This window comes from Streptomyces dioscori, assembly GCF_003024195.1.
In the GTDB taxonomy this organism is placed as follows: domain Bacteria; phylum Actinomycetota; class Actinomycetes; order Streptomycetales; family Streptomycetaceae; genus Streptomyces; species Streptomyces dioscori.
Genome location: NZ_KZ679068.1, coordinates 1 through 21,873 on the forward strand (window position 1 = coordinate 1; position 21,873 = coordinate 21,873).

The following is a 21,873-nucleotide window of genomic DNA, read 5'->3' on the forward strand; positions in this document are numbered from 1 at the left end:
GTGGCCAGCCGCTACGACAAACGCGACTACATCTTCAACGGCACCCTCACCGTCACCGCGATCGTCATCTGGCTCCGCGACACCATCCAAGAGCCATCAGAAACGACCTAGCCGTCCTCACTCGGTGTTGTCTTCTCGGCCCCCAATTTCTGCATCCGGCCTCCCAGCCCTCTTCGTCTTCATCGGCTACGCGCTCGCCGCCCTGGATCTCGCCTCGATCCTCTCCGGGGAGGACACCAATCCCATCCCCGGGATCCTGCAGAACGCGGTCGGGGCATTCGGCACAAAGATTGTCCTCGATGTCATTGTCACCTCGTTCATCGCCGGGGTCATGAGCCAGCAGGCCGCCGCGAGCCGGATCGTGTTCTCCTTCGCACGCGACAATATGTTCCCCGGCGCCCGCGTCTTCTCCAGTATCTCCCGCAGGCACCGCGTCCCCATGAACGCCCTGCTCGGCGTGAACGTGGCCCCGTTGCTCATCTTCGTCTTCGTGTACTACTCGCCCGATTCACTCGTCAAGATCGCGGCTTTCCAGATGCTCGCCGGATATGCCGCCTTCATGATGGTTGTCCTCCGCCGTCGGCCTCGCCTACCTCCTGACAGCAAGGCCCGATCGCGACTCCACCGCACCCGAAGGTGACGCCCTCGAAGTTGCCGAACGTCTACGCAGCCGCGCCACCACGCAGACGGACGCGTCAGCCGGGACGCCCTCGCACAGACTCTGACATGGGCCGTCGCTCATGTGGCTATCGGCTCATCTGTTCGTTGGGTCGGTTCTGACGAGGCATCAGTCGCGGCCGGTGGATCGTGCCGGATGAACTGTGGTCGCCAATGGTGCCGTTGCTGCCCGGGCCGGCACAGAAGCTGGTCGAGGGCAGACCGCAGGTGCTGGACTGCCAGGTGACGTGCTGGAGGTGTCTGGCAGCAAGGCACCACCTCATCGTCGACGGGCAGGGCGTCTCGCTCGCGGTGTCGCTGACCGGCGGCAACCGCGGGCGGCATCACCGTGCTGCTGCTCCTGCTCGACAAGATCCCGGCCGTAGCGGGCTGGCCGGGTCGGCAGACCCCGCCGGCGCCCGGATGCCCTGCTGGCCGACGGCGGCTACGGCCACGACATCTTGCGATGCACCAACCCGTCAGGCGACGCAGATTCCCGGAACGGCCTGCGCTCGGAACAGGTGCGGGGTGGCGGTGAGGCTGGACGGGTACAGCTCACGGGCGGCTGCGCGCACTGTGCCGTCGAGCCGGGCGGTGCGGTAGTGGGCGGTCGACTCCCAGACGGCGTGATTGAGGAACGTGCTGCTGCCGGCGATGCCGCGGTAGAGCTGGGTGGAGATGAAGCCCGGTTGGTTCTTCAGCGCGGCCGCGTCGGTGGACCAGGCCAGCAGCAGTTGGTCGACGTCTTCGGGGGCGACGGAGAGGACGTTGACGAGGATGACGGGGCCGCCCCCCTCGTCGAGTTGGTCGGCGAGGGTGACGTGGGTGTCCAGCTCGTGGAATTCGGGCATGATGATTCTCTTTCGGAGGCTGGCGGGGCGATCCGGCGCTGGGGTCAGACCGTCCCGGACTGCAGGGCTCGATGGAGAGCGTCCAGGGCTTTGGTGAGGCCGTGCTCGACCGGTTCGGTGGGGCGGAACACTCGCTGGCCGTCGTGAAGGTGGAGCAGTTGGTCGATGAGCGGGATCGGGACGAACCCGGCCACGTGGAGTTGGAGCGAGATCAGCACCGGTTCCAGTGCCATCGCGGCTCGGGCCCCTGCTGCCACGCCGCCATAGCTGACCAGTATCACCGGCTTGCCGCGCCATTCCCGGAACAGGTGGTCCAGGGCGTTCGTCAACGCGGCGTTGTAGCTGTGGTTGTACTCCGGCAACACGAAGATGTATGCCGCCGCGCGGTCTATGACCTCACTGAAGGCCCGTGTGGACGCCATCTGATAGTCACGCGTACTTGGGTGCCCTGGTTCGGCGAGCATCGGCAGGTCCATCTCGGCCAGGTCGACGACCTCGATGTCGAAACTGCCGCTCGATGCGGCCTGATCGGCGACCCACCGGGCGGTGGGTTCGCCTGCGCGGTTCGGCCGGGTGCTCGCGATCAGGACCTGAACGAGGGGACGGTCGGCGGTCGAAGGCTCGGTCATGACAGGTCCGGAAGCTTTCCACTGGCCGAGAGCTCCTCGGTGAGTAGGGGGTTGACGTGCTGGGCCTCAAGTCCACCGCTGCCGTAGGGACGTGTGATGATCTCCAGCTCATGACCGCTGGGATCATTGAAGTAGACACCACGGCCATCATCGAGGTGGTTGATGGTGCCCGGTTCCTGGTGCTTGGGGTCTGCCCAGTGTTCCAGGCCGTGCTCCCGCACCCGGGCGAAGATCGCGTCGAACTCCGCTTCGCCGACCGGGAAGGCGTAGTGCTGAGCCATGATGTCGCGGTCAGTGCTCATGAAGTCGAAGGTGATGTCAGGACTTACCTGCACCATCACGAAGTGGCCCAGTTTCACCGGGGGTTCGAAGGCCAGCATGTCGGCCAGGAAGCGGGCGGAGGTCTCGGCATCCCGGGACCAGACGATCTGGTGGTTCAAAACGCTCATACACCAAGTGTTCGCCGCGCGGTAACGAAAGCTCCAGGTGCTTGCCCCATATCTCGAAATAACTTCCACATGAACTCGTGTGAGTGCAATAAACTCTGCCAATGAACGTTCTGGATCAACAGATCCTTCAATGCCTGATGCTCGACGGGCGGGCTCCGATGCGGCGGATCGCCGAGGTGGTGGGGGTGTCGGAGCAGACCGCGATGCGCCGCTACCGCGCCATGCGTGAGACAGGCGTGCTCCGGGTTCTGGTCAGCGAGGCAGCCGCCTCCGCCCGGCATCCGCTCTGGCTGCTGCGGCTGCAGTGCCGCCCTGCTGCCGCCGCCAACCTGAGTGCCGTACTCGCTGCGCGCGACGACGTCTCCTGGGTCGGGCTGTACTCCGGCGGCGCGGAGCTGATGTGCACCACGACCCTGCCCGCCGATGCGGAATGCGGCACGGGGGTCCTGCCGCGGATCTCGCACACGGCAGAAGTGCTCTCGTTCACCACCCATCTGGTCCTGCACTCGTATTCCGGCGGTCCTGCTGAGTGGTCGGGTTTTGAGGAACCGCTGAGCGAGGACGCGAAGCGGCATCTTCTTCAAGGGCGCGAGCCCAGCCGACGGAAGACGACGTACAGCCCCGTGCTCGTCGAGGACCGTCCGCTGGTGGAGGAACTGCGCCGGGACGGCAGAGCAACCGCGTCAGCGCTGTCCCGCACCCTGAACTGGCCGCCGTCCCGTGTCAGAAGCCGTCTCCAGGCACTCATGGACAGTGGCGCGGTCACCGTGGACGTGGACGTGATGCTGGAAGCGTTCGGCTATCGAACCTCCGCCACATTGCTCCTTCAAGTGTCACCGGACCGCATTGTCACGGTCTGCGAAGCGCTCTCTGGACATCAGCAGACCAGTTGGGTCGCTGCGATTACGGGCTCCGCGAACATCCTGGCCGCAGTGACCTGCCGCGACAGCCTTGAGCTCTTCACCTATGTCACGGAGCGGCTTGGCCCTCTGCCTGGGGTGACCCACGTAGAGGTCGTCCCGCTGCTCAGTAGGCTCAAACAGGCCGCCACCCGAGTGGTCGGCGGCCGCCTCGCCTAGAAGCTGTTTCCGTGTTGCTCTTGGTGAGCACGAGTGGACCGGCCACACAGGCGCAGGGGGACCGTCGGACATAAGCGACGTGAAGCGGTCCGTCAGACGCGGCGCGGCGCGGCGCGGCGCCGATCCCCGGCTGGCTGGAAGGCCGCGGCGGCGAGCTGCGTCGCGAAGAGACAGGTCGTCCGGATGAATACCTGTGTCCGCCTCGCAAGGCCGCCGACCTGGAGCTGGCGACGGTCGGTGTCCTGGTCAGCATGACGACCGTGCTGACCCTGCCGATGCTGGTCGACCGGCTCGGGCCGCGGTTGGTAGTCGCCGGCGGCGAAGTGCTGCAGGGGGTCGGCGCACTGGGCGCGGCACTGAAGCCGAGCCCAGAACACCGGCTGCCCCCGAATGCCGATGGCCGGGGTATACCGACGCCATGCAGGACGGCATACACCGGTGGAGGGCCGGGTATGCCGGCTGCACACCAGAGCCGCGAACTCGGCTTCGCCCTGGGACTGCCCGCCTCGACCCTGCACCGCATCTTGGTCCCTCACGGCCTGAACCAGGTTGCGTACATGGATCGGCCCACCGGCCGATTCCTCCGTCGCTGCGAAACAGCCCGGCCCGGCGGCCTGCTTCACGTCGACGTCAAGTAGCTCGGCCGGTTCTCGGGCGGCGGTGGCCACAAGGAGTCAGTGCTGTGCGTCCACCATGCTTTCGATCTCCTTGAGTATGAGGGTGGGGCGGTCCTTGGGGATGTCGTGGGAGCTTCCCTTCGCGGTGATCAGCGTGCGGTCCGGGCCTTGCTTGACGAAAGTCGCCGCAGCCTCTCGCCAGCGCTGGGCGTCTTCGGGTGATCCGTCGAACGGTGTCTTCTCCGAGACGATGACCGTAGCCGGAACAGTGCTCGGCCAGGTGGCCCGGTGGTAGGCCTTGTGCATCGGTACGTAGCTTTCGGCGATGGAGATGAGCTGGCGGTTCGCCGGCTTGTCCGGGTCGTTCTTCGCGGCGTCGACCTGGGGCCGGCTCGCGGCGTTGATGCGGGCGATCTCTTCGTCGGTGTAGAGCGGTGGCAGGCTGGCGTCGACCAGGACCGCGCCGGAGAGCATCCTCGGGTTCTCCTCGGCGAAGTAGGTCGCGATCTCGCCGGCCTGTGAGTGGGACACCAGCGTCACACCGTGTGTGAGGCCCAGCTGTCGGAGTCCCGTCTTGAGGTCGCTGACGGCGCTCTTCACCTGCCATGCGCCGGGCACTGCATCGCTCTTGCCCATGCCGGCGCGGTCGTAGGTGATGACGGTCGCGCCGGTGGCTGAGTGGAGCTTGCCGGCGAGGTCCTTCCAGTAGGAGGCGTCCTCGCCGCCACCGGAGTCCAGCACGATGGTGGGGCCGTGGCCCTTGGTGACGTAGAAGGCCAGGCGGTGGCCGTCGTTGTCGATCATGTGCAGTTCGGCTTTGTCCGTGTGGGCGACTGCGCCGGCGGAGGCGGGCGAGCTGGCCGACGACGAGGCGGAGCGACCCGTGGCGGAGTCGTTGTCGCTGCAGGCAGTGACAACGCCGGTGGTTACGCCGAGCAGAGCGAGTGCGGACAGGGCCCGGGAGATGGACCGGAGGCTGGGTGAGGTGCTGGGCATGGTGGATCCTAGGTGACTGAGAGGTGCTGTTGTGCTTGTGAAACCATCGTTCCGCTTATGCGGTGAGCAAGGCACCCGGCTGGCACGTGTGTTGGCGGTGTTGGGGTTGACACCGCGTGAGGTGGGGTTAACCCCCGTATCCGGTCACGGGCCCGCTTCCTGGGGGCGCGGCGCCCCCCTGCAGGTGCAGGAATCGCCAGGCATCAGGAAATGCGCCGCGCGGTGAACGGACTTGTGAGGGCCAGGTGTTGCAGTTCATTGCCATGGTGGCCAGTGCGAGTCCGGATCCGGATCCGGTGATGAGCACGGGGACCGGGTTCCACAGGCTGCTCAGTGCGAGGACCTCAACCGGGCCGTCTCCGTGGACTCCACGATTGTGTGCGCCCACGAGCACGCGGCGGGTTGGAGACAGCCTTGGCCGAGGCGTCTTCTCCTTCGTGCACCCGGCGTGTTCGTGCCGGGAGTGATCTTGTTCCCTTCGCTGACATTTCAGAGACTGCGGGAGCGTTGACAGTGCTGGTGCTGGTGCTGGTGCTGGACGTCAAGGACACGGCTGTGACCCGTCAGACTGCAGAGGCTTTGACCCGGGCGGGGACGCTGGCCGCGATACGGCTTGTCGCTCTTGCGGTTGCCGAGGCTGACGACAATCAGGCCGACTGGCTGCAGAGCGGGGTACATGACGCACTCGCGGGGCCGGGCGGTGTGCCGGACGTTGCAGCGGCCTACGGGAAGCTCGCCCGAGACCCGGAAGAAGCTGTCCGTCGGGGGCCGCAGAAACCTCGGCGTGGGCAGACGGCTCAAGGTGCTGATCTGCGCCTCGGATCCGGCCCGGCGTCACGTCGCCCTGGAGGCGGCTGTTGTGGTTCGGAACGAGGAGTTGGTACGGGTGGTCCTCGGGGTCCAGGCTTTCCGGTCCCTCGCTGACCATACCCAGGTGTCGGTGCAGGGGCCCCAGTACGGAAACCGGTGTGTCGGCACGCAGGAAGCTAGCGAAGCCGGCTTCGTAGTGGTCGCTCATGGAACGCAGCGTGCACGGCGGTACTGACAGAACCCGGTCCTGAGTCGGGCCCTGCGGGACGACGGAGGACCGGCCTTCCTTTCCCGGGATAGGCTCAACAGCCTTTGCGTGATCGGCTTCGTGTTCCGGGGGAACCATGAGAATGTCCGTACGTCCGTCTGCGGCACGGCGGACGGCCGGCACCGTCTTCGCCGTCGTGTTGTTCGGTACAGGCGCCGGGGCCTGCGGAACGGGTGTCGGCAGTGGTTCCGCCACGTCCACAACCGCCACGGAGCAGACACCGGTTCTGACGCCCGCCGAAGCCGTGGCAGAGGCTGCGGAGGACTCCGCCGGCATCACGTCTCTCCGCTACCGGATCACCGGGTCCGTACCGGACCGGGGCCGACTCAGGGGCGAGGCGTCCATGGCTACGAAGCCGTCGGCCATGAGTATGGAACTGACCACGGCGGACCAGCGCGCGAAGGGCCCGATGGAGGTCCGGTTCGTCGGCAAGGCGTTGTACTTCGGTGGCAGCGCGCTCGACGACAGTGCGCTCGTCGGGGACAAGTGGGGCCTTGACGAGTCGGGCCTCGCGCAGTTGCGCGGCAGGAGCTGGCTCCGCGCTGAACCGGCGGCCTGGGGCCGTGGCGTGGTGGACAACAACACCTATGGTGTACTGCCCCGCCAGATTGAGGGCAGTCCGGTCGTACAGTCCACGATCCTGACCGGTTCCAGGAATCCGAAGAGGATCGGGACCGAGACCGTCGACGGCACCCGGACGGTGCACTACAGGGGAACGGTCACCTCTGAAGGACTGCGCGCCAGCCGTGACGCCGTCACGGGCAAGGCAGCCCGGAAGCGTCAGATCGACAGTCTCGATCATTTCTACGGGCTGAGGCTCGACAAGAACCTCACCATGGACCTGTGGATCGACGGCGACGGGCGCGCCAAGCAGTTCCGTATGCGCGGCGCGACGTACACGATGCCTTACGCCACCGACGGGAAGCCGCTCAAGCCGGGCATCGGCGACCCCATCGACCTGACCTTCACCTTCCTCGACATCAACGAACCAGTCACTGTCAGGACCCCGCCCGCCGGGGACACCGTCGACCTGGCTGCGCTGGCGGATACGCATGTTGGCTGAGCTTGCCGGGGTTTTCGGCAGGTGCTCGGCAGCGGAGTCGCGGCATGCGGGGAAGTGTTTCGTGGACTTCTTCCGGATGGCAGTGGAGCCCTGGCGGCATCCTGGGGCTGTCGGCTTGAGGCTCTGTACGGCATCGGTGCACGGCCAGCGTGCTGTTGCTGCGGGACCACATCGTGCACGCGTCATCGTGCGCGCCGTGGTACCGACGGGGACCTTGCAGCGTCCAATGGGTGGCCGCCGGGCCGGTCGGCGTCCGGCGGGTGTACCGGAACTGGCCGGAACGTCATGGCGGCGCCGGACGAACCCGGGCCGGTAGCGCGCCCGGGAGGACGGTCAGTAAGTGAGCGGGCCCACACTGATGCTGGGCACCGGCACGCCGTTCTCGTCCTTTTCCGCCTCGGCGTCGGACGGTTCGAGGTCGACTTCGACGCCGGCCGGTTCGAGCGCGTCCCGGACACGCTGTCTCATCGGCTCACTCAGGTAGTTGTGGTGCAGGTCGAGCTTCCTCAGATGGGTCAGGGGCTGCCCGCTGAGCAGCGCCTCGGCGCCGGTATCGGTCAGTGTGCCGAGCGACAGGTCGAGCGCGTCGAGGCCGGCGATGACGGGCGCGGCCCCCACGGCCGCCGCGACCTCGTCCTGCATCTCGCTGTTACGCAGGGCGAGACTACGCAGCCGCGGCAGCCGGTGTCCGGACAGGATCCCCGCGAGGTCGGCGATCTCGCCGTCGCCCCCGTCGTCGCGCGCGCCCAGCCACAGTTCGAGATGCTCCAGCGCGGGCAACTCGCTCTCGCTCACCCCGCGCAGGACATGGCCGCGCAGCCCCGCGCTCTCGACGACGAGCCTGCGCAGCGCATCGTGGCGTATGCGGGGGAACCTGAGCGGGTGCAGCCCCTCCATGTCGTAGGACTCGCCGGCCCGGACCGAGAACTCCTCCAAGGCCGGATAGCTCGCGAGCAGCGGCGTGACGTCGGTCTGGCCGATCCGGGAGAGTCGGCACTCCTCGTCGGTGATGTCGCCGAAGAAGAGGGATCGCAGCCCGGTCAGTCTGTCCCGCGCGTCCAGGAACGCCTCCATGACCTCGTCGGGTTCGGTGTCCTCCGGGTCTCCCCAGATGCCGATGATCAGCGCGCGGATGCGCGCGCTGTCCACGGCCGCGCACAGCCGCTCGAAGGTGTCCTTCCACCGTTCGCCGCTGCTCCATCGCTCGTATCCGATCCGCCAGGCCACGGCGTCGGCCTCGGGCAGCGCGACGCCGGCCGCGTCCCGCTCCTCGGGGAACGTGAAGGCGGGAAGTCCGTAGAGCTCGGTGAGGTGGTCGTCCTGGGTTCGCATGTGCCTGCCTGCTCCCGCCGTACGAGGTATCCGGCGCTTCCAACGCCCGTGATCTGAACGGCAGTTCTACCAGCCGCCAGTGACAATGCCGAGGCTCACCCTTCCCGGGGTGCCGGTCACCCCCTCTGCATGTCTGGGGCACCCGTAGCGGGGTTAGTGAACCTTCCCTCGGCCGATGGCTCGATCGATCGCAGTGTTCGGTCCCGTGGTTCCTGTTTGGTCCCGGCTTGGATGTTGTCTCATGTGGCGAGTTTCGCCTGTTTCTTGTAACAGGCCAGTGCGGCAGCGAGGCCGAGGAAGGCGAGGAAGCGGGCGCCCTTTCGCTCGTAGCGCACGGTGAGGCGGCGATAGCCGAAGAGCCGGACGGTGGGCCGCTCGATCTTCCATCGGTGTCGGTCGAGCCGTTCGCCGGACTCGATGCCCGGTCGCGCGATGCGCGGGAGCAGACCCCGTTCGCAGGCATGCCAGGTGGTCGGCGGAGAAGTGCGCTTTGTCCGTTGCCGCTCACACCCAACTCCGCCTTGTCCGCGGCCTGGTCACCGATCTCCGTCGACCCTGGGAACGGCCGGCTCTGCCGAACAAGCTCTCGCGGCCCGCGTTCGGCGCGTGTTCAGGAACCTCCGTATGAAGTGCCCCCTACCAGCCCGTGCGCCCAAACTCGCCAAACCTGGCCCGGGCCGCCCGCTCGGCGTGAGAAACCGACGCCGGGCCACTGTTCAGGACGTCGACCTGATCCTCCTGATCCTCCTGATCCTCAAGACCGGAGAAGCGCATTCACGTCCTAGTCATCACAAGAAAGGCACCAGGCCCAGACGCGTCACGGGATGAGCGGCAGGCTCGGTGGCCCCGAATCAGGTGCTGAGCAGGGAGGCGTGGATGCGGGCGATGGCCCGCAGCACCTCGTCCCGGTTCTTGGCCTGCTGCATCCATGCGGGAAGGCGGGCCACCACGGTCATCTTCCGGCCGTGGTCGTGCCAGGGAATCCCTTCACGCAGCGAAGCCTGCACGAATCGCCTGATCAGGTCCATGTGTTCCAGGTTGTAGGCCCATACCCACCCGTGCCGGGACTCGGTCTGCAGCCACAGACGGACACCGAAGTACGGGTCCGTGGCCGGCTCGTTCCGGTCCCGGTGCAGGGCCACACCTCCACGGCTCCATTCCTTCATCACCCCACAGTTCCGGCAGATGAGACGCCTTGGTGCAAGGAGGCCCGGATTGTGCACCCCGGCCGGCTCCGGACCGGCCACGACGTGAGCGACCTTCTCGCAGCCGGGACAGCACACGATGACCGGCGCGAGAAAGTCGTACCTCGTGCTGCGCGGGTCCCGGAACCGATGGTGTGTGGAGATCGAACTCATCGGACCAGTATGCGAGCCGAGCACCGAAGGCTCCTACGTGATTCATCTCAAGCTCAGTCGGCCAGGCTCTGATCAGGCTGCAAGGAGACGTCGGCCGCAGCCGCGAGGCAGGTCACTGGAGGGTACTGATGGCGAGTCCTCAGCCGTGCCGGTCGAGGAGTGCTTGGAGGTAATCCGGCAAGCACTGGGCCACCGGTGGACGTCACTTCGTGGCGCTGCGCCGCCCGCGCACGACACGTACCCACAGCAGCAGCGTCGAGGCCCCGAACAGCGCGGCCGACAGCAGCAGCCACCGGGTGAGGAACACCCCGGCGTCCAGCCCGGTGGCGGACTCGTAGCGCCCCGCCTGCCCCGCGATCAGCGGAAACCAGAAGGATCCCGGGAAAAGGTAGTTGAGCTGCACGTTGAGCACACCCGTGACCAGCTCGAACAACACGCCACCGACCAGCAGAAGCAGCGAGATCCGCTCCAGGGCATGAGCCACGGAGCGCACGGGCGGCAGCGCCAAAAGCCGGGGCGCCACCGACCAGAGCTTCGCCAGCACCCCCGGGATCAGGACTGTCCCGACCGTGACGTGCAGCCCCTGGGGGAGTCGATACAGCCAGTGCGGGTCGGTCGGCCGGTCGAAGAGATGGAAGCCGAGCAGGCCCTTGTCCGGCGTCTTGTCGTTCAGTGGCGACAGATTCGGGTTGTACGCGGCGTACGACAGCAGCGTCACGAACACCAGCGTGATCCCCGCGAGGAGCACGGTGCCGAGAACCGCGGTCAGCCATGGGCCACGCAACGGGCTGTGCCAGAAATCAGGGCGATCCGGGGAGTTGATACGAAGCGCACGGCTTATGGGTTCGACGGTAGTCCGCGCAGGAGCAGACAGGGGACCGCGACCTGTGACGAAACCCTGACGCCCGTCTGCCGAAGCACTGCGGCGGGTCCCCTGCGTGGAGCGTCGCGATGTCATCGCCGCGGTTGGCGGCGTACTCCTCGTGACCGCTGCCGCGATCGTGGGCGTCATCGTGCAGCACTCCACGGGAGCCATCCACCTCAAGTGGCCACCCTTGTACGCGGAATGGCGGCCGCTGATGGAGCTGGGCCTCGACACGGACCGGACGGTCCAGGTCCCGCCGGCCGAGGAGGGGACGGCCGAGCAGCGGGAAGGTGGCACCGCCTGGATGCATACCACCTCGTCTACCTCTGGTCAGAGGGGCGGGCAACACCCGAGACCCCACTCCACTGTCAGCAGGGCCTGACGTACCAGACAGGGGTCCAGTCGTAGCTCGCGTTGCTGAAGGGGGCGGCAGGCGTGATGTCGATGACGGTACGGTTCTGGTTCTTCAGCAATGCTTGGGTGCCACGGGTCTGGAGGTTGTAGTAGGAACCTTCTCCGATCCAATCCTGCAGGGCGTAGTCCTGGCAGTGGTACAGGGAAAGTCTGTCGCCCATGCCCAGCGTCTGACGGTACATACAGAAGTAGTCCTGGTCGCAGTCCCACTGTGCTGCGGCACGGCTTTTGGCCGACGTGTTCAACTCACGCACGTACTTCTCGCCGGGAACGGTGACTGTCAGTGTGGCGCCGTCGGCCAGGGCAATCTCATTCGCCGCGACCTGCCGTCCGTCGTGGTGAGTGAGGTAGCGCTCCACTTTCGTCTGGAGAGCTTCGGCATCGTCTCGGCTGAGGCCTGCATCGCGGGCCTGTTGGGTGAAGGCGGCCTGAGTGTGCGTCGTCTGCGCGGATACCGGTCCGGTCAAACCCACAGACACCACAGCGGCGGCTGCAGCTGCGAGGAATGCGTAGCGCTTCAATAGAGACATGCAATTCCTTTCCCGACGAACCAAAAGGTACTGAGGAGCTGGCCCGGATACTGGTCATCGTCCGAGCAACGCCGTATTGATCCGTACATACATGACGAGGGCCGTCCAGCGGCTGAGTCGGGCTCTGCCTGACCTCCTCCCGTCACCGGACGTGCGGGCAGTCCGGTGGGCCTTGAGGGTTCGCCCGCCGATGTGCCGCAGCATGTGGCAGAACGTACGCGGCCCGTCGTGCCGTGTCTTCCTGACATCTGTCAGGAAGACACGGCAAGCGAAGTGTGCAGTTCGTTCTCGGGCCGGGGAGCGACCCCAATGGGAGGTGGATGGTCGACGGGGCGTGAGGGCGATCATCTTGCCGCCCGGCGGTCCGGCATCCGATCAGCCCTTGTGGCACTCCTCAAGGCCTGGTGGACACCGTTCCGTTGCTCCAGCAGGTGCTGTCCTGCCCGGTGACCGACGCCTCCCATGGGGCCCGGTCGACCCGCGTCCGACCCCGCTTAAAGCCAACTGCGGCAGTAGCCAGCGAGTTTGCGCAGCGATCCTCAATACCTCCGAGCGGCCAACGCCAACCGAAGGAAAACGGCTCTCGGCACGTTGCAACTCCCGCTCGTCGACGCGCTTCAGGTTTCTTGCGCGCCGGAATGTGCCGGTTTTTTGACGTGATTTCGAAACTGTGCGGGCGATGAGCCAACTACGCGGCGGAATGCGGTGCTGAACGCGCTCTCGGACATGTAGCCGGTGGCCCGTGCGAGCTCGGAGAGCGACTGAGTGTCGCGGGCGAGGGCGTCGCGTGCCAGGCTCATGCGCCATTGAATCAGGTACTCCAGTGGCGGAACTCCGACGTGGCGCTTGAAGGCGTGGGCGAACGCGGAACGTGACATGTTGCTGATCTCGGCGAGTTCCTTGAGGCTCCAGGAATGGGCAACGTCCGCATGCACGGCGCGCAGAGCGGCACCGATGCCGTCCTCGTTCAGGGCGCCGAGCCAGCCGGTGGGCCGGTCCGTCTGGGCGGCGTGGGCGCGCAGCATGTGCACGAGCAGGATCTGTGCAAGGTGGTTCTGGACCAGCGGGCCGCCGGCGGCGGTGACCCCGACTTCAGAGGCGAGAAGATCGATCAGTTGGGCGAGTCGCCCGCCATGAGCATCGTCCAATCGGACGATCACGAGCGGTGGCAGAAGATCGGTGAGGAGGGCCGCGTTCCTGTCGTCGAACGTGATGTGCCCGACACAGAGGTAGAGGTTCTCCTCGGATTCCGGGCCGATCCGCACGTAACCGTCTTCGGCGCCCGCCAGCACTGGCGCCGCCGGGCGGGGGCTTGCATCGAGTGTGCTGGCCAGCACATAGGGAGGAGGGTTGCCCAGCATGAACGTGTCCCCTTCATGCAGACGTACCGGTTCCTGCCCTTCGACGATCAACCAACATGTACCGCGCACGAGGCCTCCGATGCGCACGTGCAAGAACGGGTCGAAGTTCAAAGCCCACTTTCCTGCAGCTTTGAGGCTGGGCCCGATGACCGTGCGGGGCCGGAGCAGGCTGATCGCGTCAGCCACTGGATCCTGGAACCCGAGCATCGACGGCGCCTCCTGGACGATACGTAAAAGATCCTGGACGTTGCGTTATGGATAGTATCCCCGTTCTCTCGCAGTATCGATGCCGAAGGGCATAGGCATGGCGATGGCGAGGAGACATTCACATGGGACAGCTGGAAGGCAGGACGGCAGTCGTCACCGGAGGCAGCAGCGGCATCGGTCTGGCCGCTGCCGTGCGTCTTGCGGATGAAGGCGCGTACGTGGTCATCACCGGTCGACGTGAGGCCGAATTGAAGGCAGCCGTCGAAACGATCGGAGCGCACCGGGCCACTGCGGTCGTCGGGGACGTCTCCAAGCTGGAGGACCTGGACCGTCTCTACGAAGTGATCGAGGCGAGGGGCACGGGTGTGGACGTGCTGGTGGCCAACGCGGCGGTCGCCTCGTTTGTGACGTTGGAACAGACCACTGCGGATCACTTCGACCAGATCTTCGGGGTCAACGTCCGTGGCACGGTGTTCACGGTGCAGAAGGCCTTGCCGCATCTCAACGATGGAGCCTCGGTCATCCTGATCGGTTCGGCTGCCGCCACCCGCGGAGTCGCAGGCTTCGGCGCGTACTCGGCGTCGAAGGCGGCGGCACGGGCCTTGGCGCGAGCGTGGTCCGTCGAGCTCAAGGGCCGTGAGATCCGGGTCAACGTGGTCTCGCCGGCATGGATCGAGACTCCCGGGGGCATGGCTGTCTTCGGTGACGAAGAGACCATCCGGGCCGTCAAGGAGACTGTCGCCGCGACCGTGCCCAAGGGCCGCTTCGGTCAGCCTGAGGAGGCGGCCGCCCTCGTGGCCTTTTTGGCCTCGGAGCAGAGCAGCTACGTCGTTGGCGTGGAATTCCACGTCGACGGAGGGGCGAACCAGATCTAGCCCGTCTCGGCCACCTGTTCCTGCCGTACACATGGGGATTCAGGTAGCCCGTCGGGGCGTGTGCGGCGGTGCTCGGCAGGGTTCGTTCCCGTGAGCCCGTGGTGGGCGCTACCCAGGCCGTGACCGACGGCTCCATGCGCCTCGCCGCCGACTGAGGTGTGTCGATGCGGAGCGGTTCCGGGCCTGGGACGCCGAGCAGCGGCTCGGTTCGGGGCCCGCCATCACGCCGGCCCCCTGCGGTAGGCGCTGGCCCTCCCGCCGGCATCGCATGCGGATCCGGGCGGAATCCCTCGCCGCACTGCTGTTTATGAGCTGGTTGAGCCACTCCCTCAGTGGGGCGGCGTCGCGGCTGTCAAGAGGCGGTGATTCGAGTTCGGGGAGGGCTGCGGGCAGGCAGCTGTGGTGGGCGACAGCAATCTTGTGAACCTGCCGGGACAAGCCCTGCCAGAGGTGAGATCGGTCGCTGAACTGCAGGCTGGCGGGGGCACCGAAGGTGATGCCCTGCCGGTGGACGAGGGAGCCGTCGCGGCAGGCGACCTCGACGCCGGGGTGCTGGCGCAGCTACCGGGCGAGCCGTCCGGGGCCCCGGCCCTCGCACAGGGAGGGAGAGTGGGAGGCCGATGATGGCGTCGAGGACCTGGTGGGGGGGGTGAGGCCGGTGCGGCCACCTTTCGGGCCAGGCGCTGTTCGGTGAGGAAGGCGTGAGCGGCGGTCACGAGGGTGACGTGGTGGTGCCGGCCGGGCCAGGAACGGCCTCCGAAGTGATCGAGTCCCAGGCCGTGTTGGAGCTCGCGGTAGTCGTGCTCGATGCGCCAGCGGACCTTGGCCAGACGGACCAGGATGGTGATCGACGCGGGAGCGTAACTCACTTTGCGAGCCGTTCCGCCAGGTCACGGAGGCGAATGCCTCCTGACCGCGGCCGGCGGCAAGGGCTGCCACCGAGGGCGCGAAGTCATGCCGACTGCTGCTTCTGAACGCGTGTCCGCCGAGGCTCGGCGCCCCGGACGACTCCGTGGCTGGCGCGAGCCCGGCGTAGGGGGCCAGGAGGGCGGCCCGGTCACCGGCACATCGGCACGTCACGCGGTGGTGGCGATGCCGCCGTCGACGGGGATCACGGCGCCCGTCAGATACGCGCCCGCCCGGCTGGCGAGGAACACGGCCACACCTGCCATGTCGTCGTCGCGGCCGATCCGGCGTAGGGGGGCCGACGCCGCGATCTGCTCTCCCAGCTCGTCGAGGGTGGCGGCCATCATCGCCGACGGGAACGGTCCCGGCGCCACGGCGTTCACGGTGACGTGCTGTGGTCCCAGTTCCTTGGCGAGCACTCTGGTGAGCTGGTGCAGCGCGGCCTTGCTGCTGGAGTACGAGTAGTTGGGCCGCTGGGGGATGTGGATGGCGGCGATGCTGCCGATGTTGATGACCCGCGCGGGATCGTCGGCGGTGCCCGCCTTGCGAAGTGCGGGCAGCAGCGACTGCACCAGCCAGAACGGCGACTTGAGGTTGAGGTCGACGACCGTGTCCCAGGCCGCGTCCGGGAACGTCGCCAGCGGCTCGTCCCACAGGGCACCCGCGTTGTTGACGAGGATGTCGAGACGCTCCGAGCCGGCGGTGACGAGGTCGGACAGCCGCCGGCACTCGTCGTGGCGGGACAGGTCGGCGGGGACGGCCCGCACTTCACCGAACGCGGACAGTTCCTCCTGCGCCTGAGCGCATGCTTCTGCGTTGCGTGAGCTGATGACCACGCGGACGCCCGCCTGGAGAAGGCCACGCGCGATCATCATCCCGATGCCTCTGGTGCCACCGGTGACGAGCGCGCGCTTTCCGCTCAGATCGAAAAGCTCTGCGTGCGTCGTGAACTGCTTGTCCACCATGTGCCGTCTTTCTCATTCGTCGTGCAGAAGAAACTCGTGCCCGTGCGGCCGAGCCCGAGGACGTACAGAAGGAAGCCTTCCGGAAAACCGGCGAGACCCTGCTGATACCGGAATGCCTCCAACGCTATGGACTTGACGTGCACTCCAGGCAAGCGGAACGGACGGGAAATCGGCAGGGCGCTGGGTCGGTGCCTCGCCCCCGTCGGCGATCGAGTGGCGGATACATGCCAGGATCTGCTCCTCGCACTCGGTCAGAGGCGCAGGCCGCTGGCTTACCGGCCGGATTCTCCAACGGGCTCAACGCGACCGTGCGGATCGCCTCCGCGACCGCCCTGGCGGCCGGGATCCTCGTGCTCGTCCTGCTCCGCAGGCACACCGCCGCGCCGGGCACGGCACCGGAACCGGCGGGGCGGATAGGCCCCGCCGCAAGCGTGTACGCGGTGAAGGTGGCGTGGAACCGCGCATCGAGGTGCCCCGGGACGGGAAACGGCGTTTCGAGGAGTCCCCGGAATCGAAGCAGGACCAGGGGCCGGTGAGCTGCCGCCGCTCGGCAGCTCGGCAGCGGCCCGGGGTTCGGCCACCGGCCCCGCGGAAGGACGCCTGGCGCTCGTGTCGCCTGCCTGAACCGGACCTGCCCTACGTGGCGCGAAGGCGGGTACGCGGGCAGGACCTGCTCTGCGACGATGGGCGGGCAAGAGTACGAAGCCGAGGCAGTCTCGGTTGGGAGGCATCGTGCCGTAGCCCTCGATCAATCTCGGGCAACTGCCGCTGCGTGCCTCCTTGTACGCCTCGGTGAACCGCAGACCTCAGGCCAGGCCGTGCAGCAGCGCGAGATCGACGGAGCAGTGCGCCACTTCGAGAGCGGCTGGGCCCCAGGAGGCTGCTGCCCAGTCGATGACGCCGGTGTGATCCGAGCGACTTCCGGGTTCGAGACGACACGGCGAACAGCACGTTGCCGGGCTGGAAGTCCCGCTGCAGGAAGCACCCTTCGTAGGGCGGCGCGGGCCTGCGGTGTTTGCACCGCCTACCTAAAGGGTCGCTCGATCGCCGCCCTCGCCCGCGAGTACGGCGTCAGCCGCGGCGCGATCCGCACGGCCGTCGCGGTCCTCATGCCCGACCGCAGTGCCATCGAGCAGGAAGACGTCCCGGCTCCAGGGCTACCGGTCACCCACGACATGCCGGGCAAGGTCGCTGACTTCCTCCGCTGGCCGGGCCTGGAGCCCGTCGAGCGCACCGCGCCTGACCAAGGCGTCACCGTACGGCGCGGCCGGGGCTGCACCCTGCGCGTCAGCACCCCCGGCGATCCACCGCCGGTTCCTCGCCCGCTGTCGGCCCCTCGACGGCGGCCAAGGCACCCCGAGGGTCCTGGCTCAGCGCAAGGCCCGCCGCGAGTACGAGAATCGCGTCGATGTCCTTAATGCTGCAATGGCCGGACCGTGATTGATCTCAGCGCCAACCGGGTTCGATTGATCTAGGTAAGGACGTTGTTGTGATGCCGCGTGACGACCGGCCCATCCCTTCACGTCCTTGAGGGCGATCACCCCAGAGCCTCCTGCCGAGGCTTCCGCGTGCGCCGGGCCGAGCCTCGGGGAGGCGGTCCACGTCCTCCGCGAACAGCCCTCCGCGCTGGGCGGGCGCATCCAGTCGGGCAGTGCGGTCATGGCTTCGCCATAGCGGTGCGTCGGGTCCGGAAGGCTGCGCGCGCGGGGCTATCCTACTCGGCCGGCAGACGGAGCATCGGTTCGAAGGCCGCGTCCTCCTCGCCCTCGACCGAAGGGAGGAAGCCGTCCGGGACGGTGCGGGCGGCCGTGGTGAGGAGGCGGGCGAGGACCTCGGGATGGTCCGGGTTGTCCTCAAGGTGGTCGGCGTTGAGCGCGGGGGGACGGAAGCCGGCCAGGGCGTCGTGCCAGGAGGGGAGGACGATGGCCAGGGTCAGGGCCTCGGCGAGGGACTCCGCGATGAGGGAAGCCTGGCCCTCGGAGTCGGTGTAGAGGACGGGGCGGACGCGGTCGGAGCCGGCCGGGCCGCAGAGGTAGTGGGTGCCTCCCGCGTTGCAGCCGGCCACGGGCTCCACCGGGAGACCGGCCGGCAGGGCGATCGACTCGATGGGGTCGGTCCGCGTGAGGTCGAACTCACCGTCGCAGGCGAGGTACGCCTCGACCTCGGGGCGGCGGCGATCCGGCGGAGCAGGGCCTCGTCGGAGAGGGCGGCCGGGTTGAGGCCGCGGGCGGCTTCGGGGGTCAGGGGGTGGCCTGCGAGGACGTGGCGGACGGTGTCGAGGGGGACGGGCCGCCCGTAGTCCTCCTCGAAGTGCGCCTGGACGGCCTCGGGGGAGCGGTCGGTGAGGAGGCGGAAGAGGTGCCCGGAGCCGTCCGGGTCCGGGCTGCCCGAGGGGAACTGGATGCCCGAGCCGGTGCGCCAGGTGCTGCTGTCGGTCTCCCACCACAGGCAGGCGGTGACCCGCGGAGCGCCGAGGCCCTCGTCGACGAAGGCCGGGTCGTCCAGGAGCGGGCGCAGCGCGGCGGGCACCTCGTCGATGACACCGGGCCAGACCTGTTCGTCGTCCGTGGCGTACGGGCTCATCTCCGACTCGTGGTCGAAGCCGCGGACGAGCACACCGGCCGGGGTGAAGAGGACGGAGAAGTCGTCACCCGAGCCGTTGTCCATCACGGCCACCTCCGTCCCAGGCCCCCAGGTGGTGGAGAAGGAGTAGCGGGAGAATCGCGGGTCGCGGCAGATCGCCTGGTCCAGCACGGCCAGCGCACGCAGGTACGCGCGGAGCTCGGCGGGGTGCGGGAGGAGGGCGGCGGTCGTGTGCACGGTGTCCATGGGCTCATGTAAGCAGCCGGCACTGACATCCAGGACGGCGGTTCGGTCGCACCTGCTCTCTCACACAGGGAACGAAAAGCCCAGCTCACGCAGGCGGGGCAAGCACACTGCGAGACATTGCTCCACAGACGCGGCATCGGTTCGCACAAGGACGTCCTCGCGCAACGGCGCTCCACTGGCGACGAAGGTCCAAGGCTTGCCCCTCACTCAATCTCGGCCGCCTGCCGCGCGTGCCCGGATTCGACGTGGTGGGCCACATCGATGCCGCCAATCCCGAAGGCGGGGACCTAACGAATGGTCAGCACCGCCACCTTCCGCGCCGGCCGGCATCACCGCACTGACACAGCGCTTCGTACGAGAGTGCCATGAACCGCCGCCCTCGATGCGGACGCGCGAGTCCGGCCCGACATGCTCCGTCACCTGGAGAGTGTTTCTTCCCGTGCGGGATGCCCCGATTCGTGAAAGTGCAAGGCTGCGGTGTGTGCCCGTCGTTCCAGGATTGCGCGCCGCACTGACCGCTTCAGGTGACGCGGAAGACGGGCCAGCCGATCTGGGTGCGCCACGCAGCAGGATCGCTTGTGTCGCGGGGGCCGACAACGTAGACCTCCCGCACCGGCCCGGCGACCGACATGGCGTTTTCCACCACCCAGGTTCCGAGTTCGCCGTAGGTGACCTCGACGCCGTCGTGCTCGCCGACGTGAGTGGTGACGGCCAGTTCCGCGGCCGGCAGGATCATGGGGTGCACGCGTCCGGTGCGAGGGGGCGCGGCGGTCGGCAGGTAGACGGTCGCGTGGCCGCGTTCCTGTTCGAAAAGGGCGTTGTCGTAGCTGCCGCCCGGCGGTCCGGTCGCGGCGGCGCCGACGGCTGTCTCCAGTTCGGCCATCGCGCCTGCGTACCAGGCCGAGACGTCGCCATGCCCGATGACGGCTTCCACTGCGGCGACCGTCCGGGCGGGCTCCGCACGCAGCTCGACGTCGATCGGCGCGGGGTCGGGCCGGAGCAGGCGGCGCAGCGAGACGACCGCGGCGCGGGTGCGGTCGAGTACGTCCTCAAGGCGTTGCAGGTGGTCCGCGACCAGGGCCGCCCGGACACCGGGGTCGGGGGTCCGCAGGATCCGCTGCACCTCGCTCAAGGGGACGTCGAGGTCGCGGAGGCGGTGGATGACCTGTGCGGTCGGGATCTGGTCGACGCGGTAGTAGCGGTAACCGGTGGTCTCATCCACCACGGCGGGTTCCAGCAGGGCCGCCTCGTGGTAGCGGCGCAGGGTCCGCACGCTCAGGTGGGTCAGCCGCGAGAACTCGCCGATGGTCAGCATCCCCTCATTGTGAACGCTCCCCCTGGGGGAGAGTCCACGGCTTGACCCTCCCGCGCCGTGAGGTCACACGGTGGGCTCATGACACAGCACACCGATCTCCCGTCCGATCTGCTCCCGACCACCGATCTGCTCCCGACCACCGTGCGCGAGTTCTTCGCCGCTCACGACGCCCGCGACGCCGACACCGCCACGTCGTTCCTCGCCGAGGATGTGGTGGTCGTCGACCAGGACGAGACCTTCCGCGGCCGGGAGAAGACCCACGCCTTCCTGCGGGACGCCGGATCCGAGTTCGCCTACACGACCGAGCAGATCGGCGCTCACCGCGTCGATGACGCGCACTGGGTGGTGACCGTGCGGCTGGAGGGCACCTTCCCGGGCGGCACCGCCGAGCTCGACTACCGGTTCACGCTGCACGACGACCTCATCGCCGAACTCGTCATCGCCAACCACCCGGCCTGACCGACCCCACGCCACCTCGATCTTCAGTGGAGAGAAAAATGTCTGGTTCAGATCGCGATCGCCTCGACGGTCGCCGGGCGCTGGTCACGGGCGGTTCGAAGGGCTCGGGCAAGGCCGTCGCAGAGAGACTGCGAGAGATGGGTGCCGACGTGTACGTGACGGCACGAACGATGCCCGACGGGTACGAGCACCCGGACCGGTTCATCGAAGCGGACGTGACGACGATCGAGGGCACCAACGCCGTGGCCGCTCGCATCGCAGAAGCCGGCGGCACACTCGACATCCTGGTGCACGTCGTCGGAGGAGCGTCGACGCCGGCCGGTGGATTCGCGGTCATCACCGATGACCAGTGGCTCACCGAACTGAACCTCAACCTCCTGGGAGCGGTGCGCCTTGATCGAGCTCTCCTCCCGGCAATGATCCGGTCCGGGGCGGGCGTGGTGCTGCACTTCACCTCGATCCAGCGTGAACTGCCCCAGTACGACGCGTCCTTGGCCTACGCAGCGGCGAAGGCCGCGCTGCGCACGTACAGCAAGGGCCTGGCCAACGAGCTCGCGCCGCGCGGCGTACGGGTCAACGCGATCAGCCCCGGCGGAATCGAGACCGAGGCCTACGAAAGGTTCGTGGACCGGATCGCCGAGGGCAACGGACTCACACGTGAAGCCGCCAAGCAGACCATCTACGACTCCCTCGGCGGAGTACCCCTGGGACGATTCGCGAACACCGAGGAGATCGCGGACCTGGTCGGGTTCCTGGTCTCGGACCGCGCCTCGGCCATCGTGGGCGCCGAGTACGTGATCGACGGCGGCACCGTCCCGACCGTCTGAGCCGGTCACCGGCTCCGCGTGGCAACGCGCGAACAGCTCGACCCGACGGCTGCGCGTCATCAGTCTGCGTGTGCGAGTACTCAGGTTGACCCACCAGATGGCAGGCCGCATCGGCCACGTGACATTGCATCGATGACCCGTGAGCGGGGGCAGGCAGACACCCAGTTGCCTAAAGTAGGGAGAACACCCGACCACACCCATCACTGACCGG

Annotated in this window: 17 protein-coding genes and 6 pseudogenes; 8 read left to right on the top strand and 15 right to left on the bottom strand. The window is 67.6% G+C overall.

Translation table 11 applies throughout. The features are described 5' to 3' along the window. Positions 1–127 precede the first annotated feature (127 nt). Positions 128–640, top strand: coding sequence for an amino acid permease (locus C6Y14_RS42970; RefSeq protein ID WP_225891561.1), 513 nt, complete (start codon positions 128–130; stop codon positions 638–640). A 496-nt stretch (positions 641–1,136) separates the two neighbouring features. Here C6Y14_RS42970 and C6Y14_RS42975 read toward each other — a convergent pair whose 3' ends face one another. The 3 genes from C6Y14_RS42975 to C6Y14_RS42985 are packed head-to-tail and all read right to left on the bottom strand — an operon-like array spanning position 1,137 to position 2,586. Continuing rightward, entirely contained in the window at positions 1,137–1,508 is a 372-nt protein-coding gene (locus C6Y14_RS42975; protein WP_107022384.1) for an antibiotic biosynthesis monooxygenase family protein, read from the bottom strand. Between the two features lie 44 nt (positions 1,509–1,552). Further along, positions 1,553–2,137 (bottom strand): NADPH-dependent FMN reductase, encoded by a 585-nt coding sequence (locus tag C6Y14_RS42980; RefSeq protein WP_107022385.1) that lies wholly within the window; start codon positions 2,135–2,137, stop codon positions 1,553–1,555. Then, positions 2,134–2,586 (bottom strand): VOC family protein, encoded by a 453-nt coding sequence (locus tag C6Y14_RS42985; RefSeq protein WP_107022386.1) that lies wholly within the window; start codon positions 2,584–2,586, stop codon positions 2,134–2,136. Before C6Y14_RS42985 ends, C6Y14_RS42980 begins: the two co-directional genes overlap by 4 nt. A gap of 101 nt (positions 2,587–2,687) precedes the next feature. On the opposite strand from C6Y14_RS42985, the gene C6Y14_RS42990 reads away from it, so the two are divergent. Together C6Y14_RS42990 and C6Y14_RS45985 are read left to right on the top strand one after the other, a co-directional pair. Further along, positions 2,688–3,665 (top strand): Lrp/AsnC family transcriptional regulator, encoded by a 978-nt coding sequence (locus tag C6Y14_RS42990; RefSeq protein WP_107022387.1) that lies wholly within the window; start codon positions 2,688–2,690, stop codon positions 3,663–3,665. A 401-nt stretch (positions 3,666–4,066) separates the two neighbouring features. After that, positions 4,067–4,300: pseudogene (locus C6Y14_RS45985) on the top strand (IS481 family transposase); the annotation flags it as partial. Positions 4,301–4,339: 39 nt separating this feature from the next. Here the strand turns inward: C6Y14_RS45985 and C6Y14_RS43005 are convergent. Continuing rightward, positions 4,340–5,278 (bottom strand): alpha/beta fold hydrolase, encoded by a 939-nt coding sequence (locus tag C6Y14_RS43005; RefSeq protein ID WP_107022389.1) that lies wholly within the window; start codon positions 5,276–5,278, stop codon positions 4,340–4,342. Positions 5,279–6,438: 1,160 nt separating this feature from the next. On the opposite strand from C6Y14_RS43005, the gene C6Y14_RS43015 reads away from it, so the two are divergent. After that, complete coding sequence (locus C6Y14_RS43015) at positions 6,439–7,419, top strand: hypothetical protein (protein WP_225891562.1); 981 nt, start codon at positions 6,439–6,441, stop codon at positions 7,417–7,419. Positions 7,420–7,752: 333 nt separating this feature from the next. Here C6Y14_RS43015 and C6Y14_RS43020 read toward each other — a convergent pair whose 3' ends face one another. Next, a complete protein-coding gene (locus tag C6Y14_RS43020) occupies positions 7,753–8,751 on the bottom strand; it encodes an STM4015 family protein (RefSeq protein WP_107022390.1) in 999 nt (332 codons plus the stop codon). 239 nt (positions 8,752–8,990) lie between these two features. Next, positions 8,991–9,188, bottom strand: a pseudogene (locus C6Y14_RS45440) (IS5/IS1182 family transposase); the annotation flags it as partial. 53 nt (positions 9,189–9,241) lie between these two features. Between C6Y14_RS45440 and C6Y14_RS45445 the strand changes: the two are divergent. Beyond that, positions 9,242–9,579 (top strand): annotated as a pseudogene (locus C6Y14_RS45445) (NF041680 family putative transposase); the annotation flags it as partial. A gap of 23 nt (positions 9,580–9,602) precedes the next feature. Here C6Y14_RS45445 and C6Y14_RS45785 read toward each other — a convergent pair. The 4 genes and pseudogenes from C6Y14_RS45785 to C6Y14_RS43050 all read right to left on the bottom strand — a co-directional run bounded on the left by C6Y14_RS45785 (position 9,603) and on the right by C6Y14_RS43050 (position 13,486). Then, complete coding sequence (locus C6Y14_RS45785) at positions 9,603–9,917, bottom strand: hypothetical protein (protein ID WP_318658088.1); 315 nt, start codon at positions 9,915–9,917, stop codon at positions 9,603–9,605. Positions 9,918–10,476: 559 nt separating this feature from the next. Further along, positions 10,477–10,932, bottom strand: a pseudogene (locus C6Y14_RS43035) (molybdopterin-dependent oxidoreductase); the annotation flags it as partial. 410 nt (positions 10,933–11,342) lie between these two features. Then, on the bottom strand, positions 11,343–11,918 hold the full coding sequence (locus tag C6Y14_RS43045; RefSeq protein WP_107022393.1) for a hypothetical protein: 576 nt from the start codon (positions 11,916–11,918) through the stop codon (positions 11,343–11,345). Positions 11,919–12,535: 617 nt separating this feature from the next. Continuing rightward, positions 12,536–13,486, bottom strand: coding sequence for an AraC family transcriptional regulator (locus C6Y14_RS43050; protein WP_107022394.1), 951 nt, complete (start codon positions 13,484–13,486; stop codon positions 12,536–12,538). Between the two features lie 122 nt (positions 13,487–13,608). Between C6Y14_RS43050 and C6Y14_RS43055 the strand changes: the two genes are divergently transcribed. Beyond that, positions 13,609–14,361 (top strand): SDR family NAD(P)-dependent oxidoreductase, encoded by a 753-nt coding sequence (locus tag C6Y14_RS43055; RefSeq protein ID WP_107022395.1) that lies wholly within the window; start codon positions 13,609–13,611, stop codon positions 14,359–14,361. Between the two features lie 561 nt (positions 14,362–14,922). Here C6Y14_RS43055 and C6Y14_RS45990 read toward each other — a convergent pair. The 5 genes and pseudogenes from C6Y14_RS45990 to C6Y14_RS43095 all read right to left on the bottom strand — a co-directional run. Further along, a pseudogene (locus C6Y14_RS45990) lies at positions 14,923–15,360 on the bottom strand (hypothetical protein); the annotation flags it as partial. 77 nt (positions 15,361–15,437) lie between these two features. Next, positions 15,438–16,232, bottom strand: coding sequence for an SDR family oxidoreductase (locus C6Y14_RS43070; RefSeq protein WP_107022396.1), 795 nt, complete (start codon positions 16,230–16,232; stop codon positions 15,438–15,440). Positions 16,233–17,793: 1,561 nt separating this feature from the next. Then, a pseudogene (locus C6Y14_RS45455) lies at positions 17,794–17,893 on the bottom strand (Uma2 family endonuclease); the annotation flags it as partial. Between the two features lie 271 nt (positions 17,894–18,164). Then, positions 18,165–19,061, bottom strand: coding sequence for a flagellar biosynthesis protein FlhF (locus tag C6Y14_RS43090; protein ID WP_225891563.1), 897 nt, complete (start codon positions 19,059–19,061; stop codon positions 18,165–18,167). Positions 19,062–19,581: 520 nt separating this feature from the next. Then, positions 19,582–20,376 (bottom strand): MerR family transcriptional regulator, encoded by a 795-nt coding sequence (locus C6Y14_RS43095; protein WP_107022397.1) that lies wholly within the window; start codon positions 20,374–20,376, stop codon positions 19,582–19,584. A gap of 78 nt (positions 20,377–20,454) precedes the next feature. On the opposite strand from C6Y14_RS43095, the gene C6Y14_RS43100 reads away from it, so the two are divergent. Further along, positions 20,455–20,835, top strand: coding sequence for a nuclear transport factor 2 family protein (locus tag C6Y14_RS43100; RefSeq protein WP_107022398.1), 381 nt, complete (start codon positions 20,455–20,457; stop codon positions 20,833–20,835). A gap of 38 nt (positions 20,836–20,873) precedes the next feature. Beyond that, positions 20,874–21,662, top strand: a complete 789-nt coding sequence (locus C6Y14_RS43105; protein ID WP_107022399.1) for an SDR family oxidoreductase — start codon at positions 20,874–20,876, stop codon at positions 21,660–21,662. Positions 21,663–21,873: the final 211 nt, after the last annotated feature.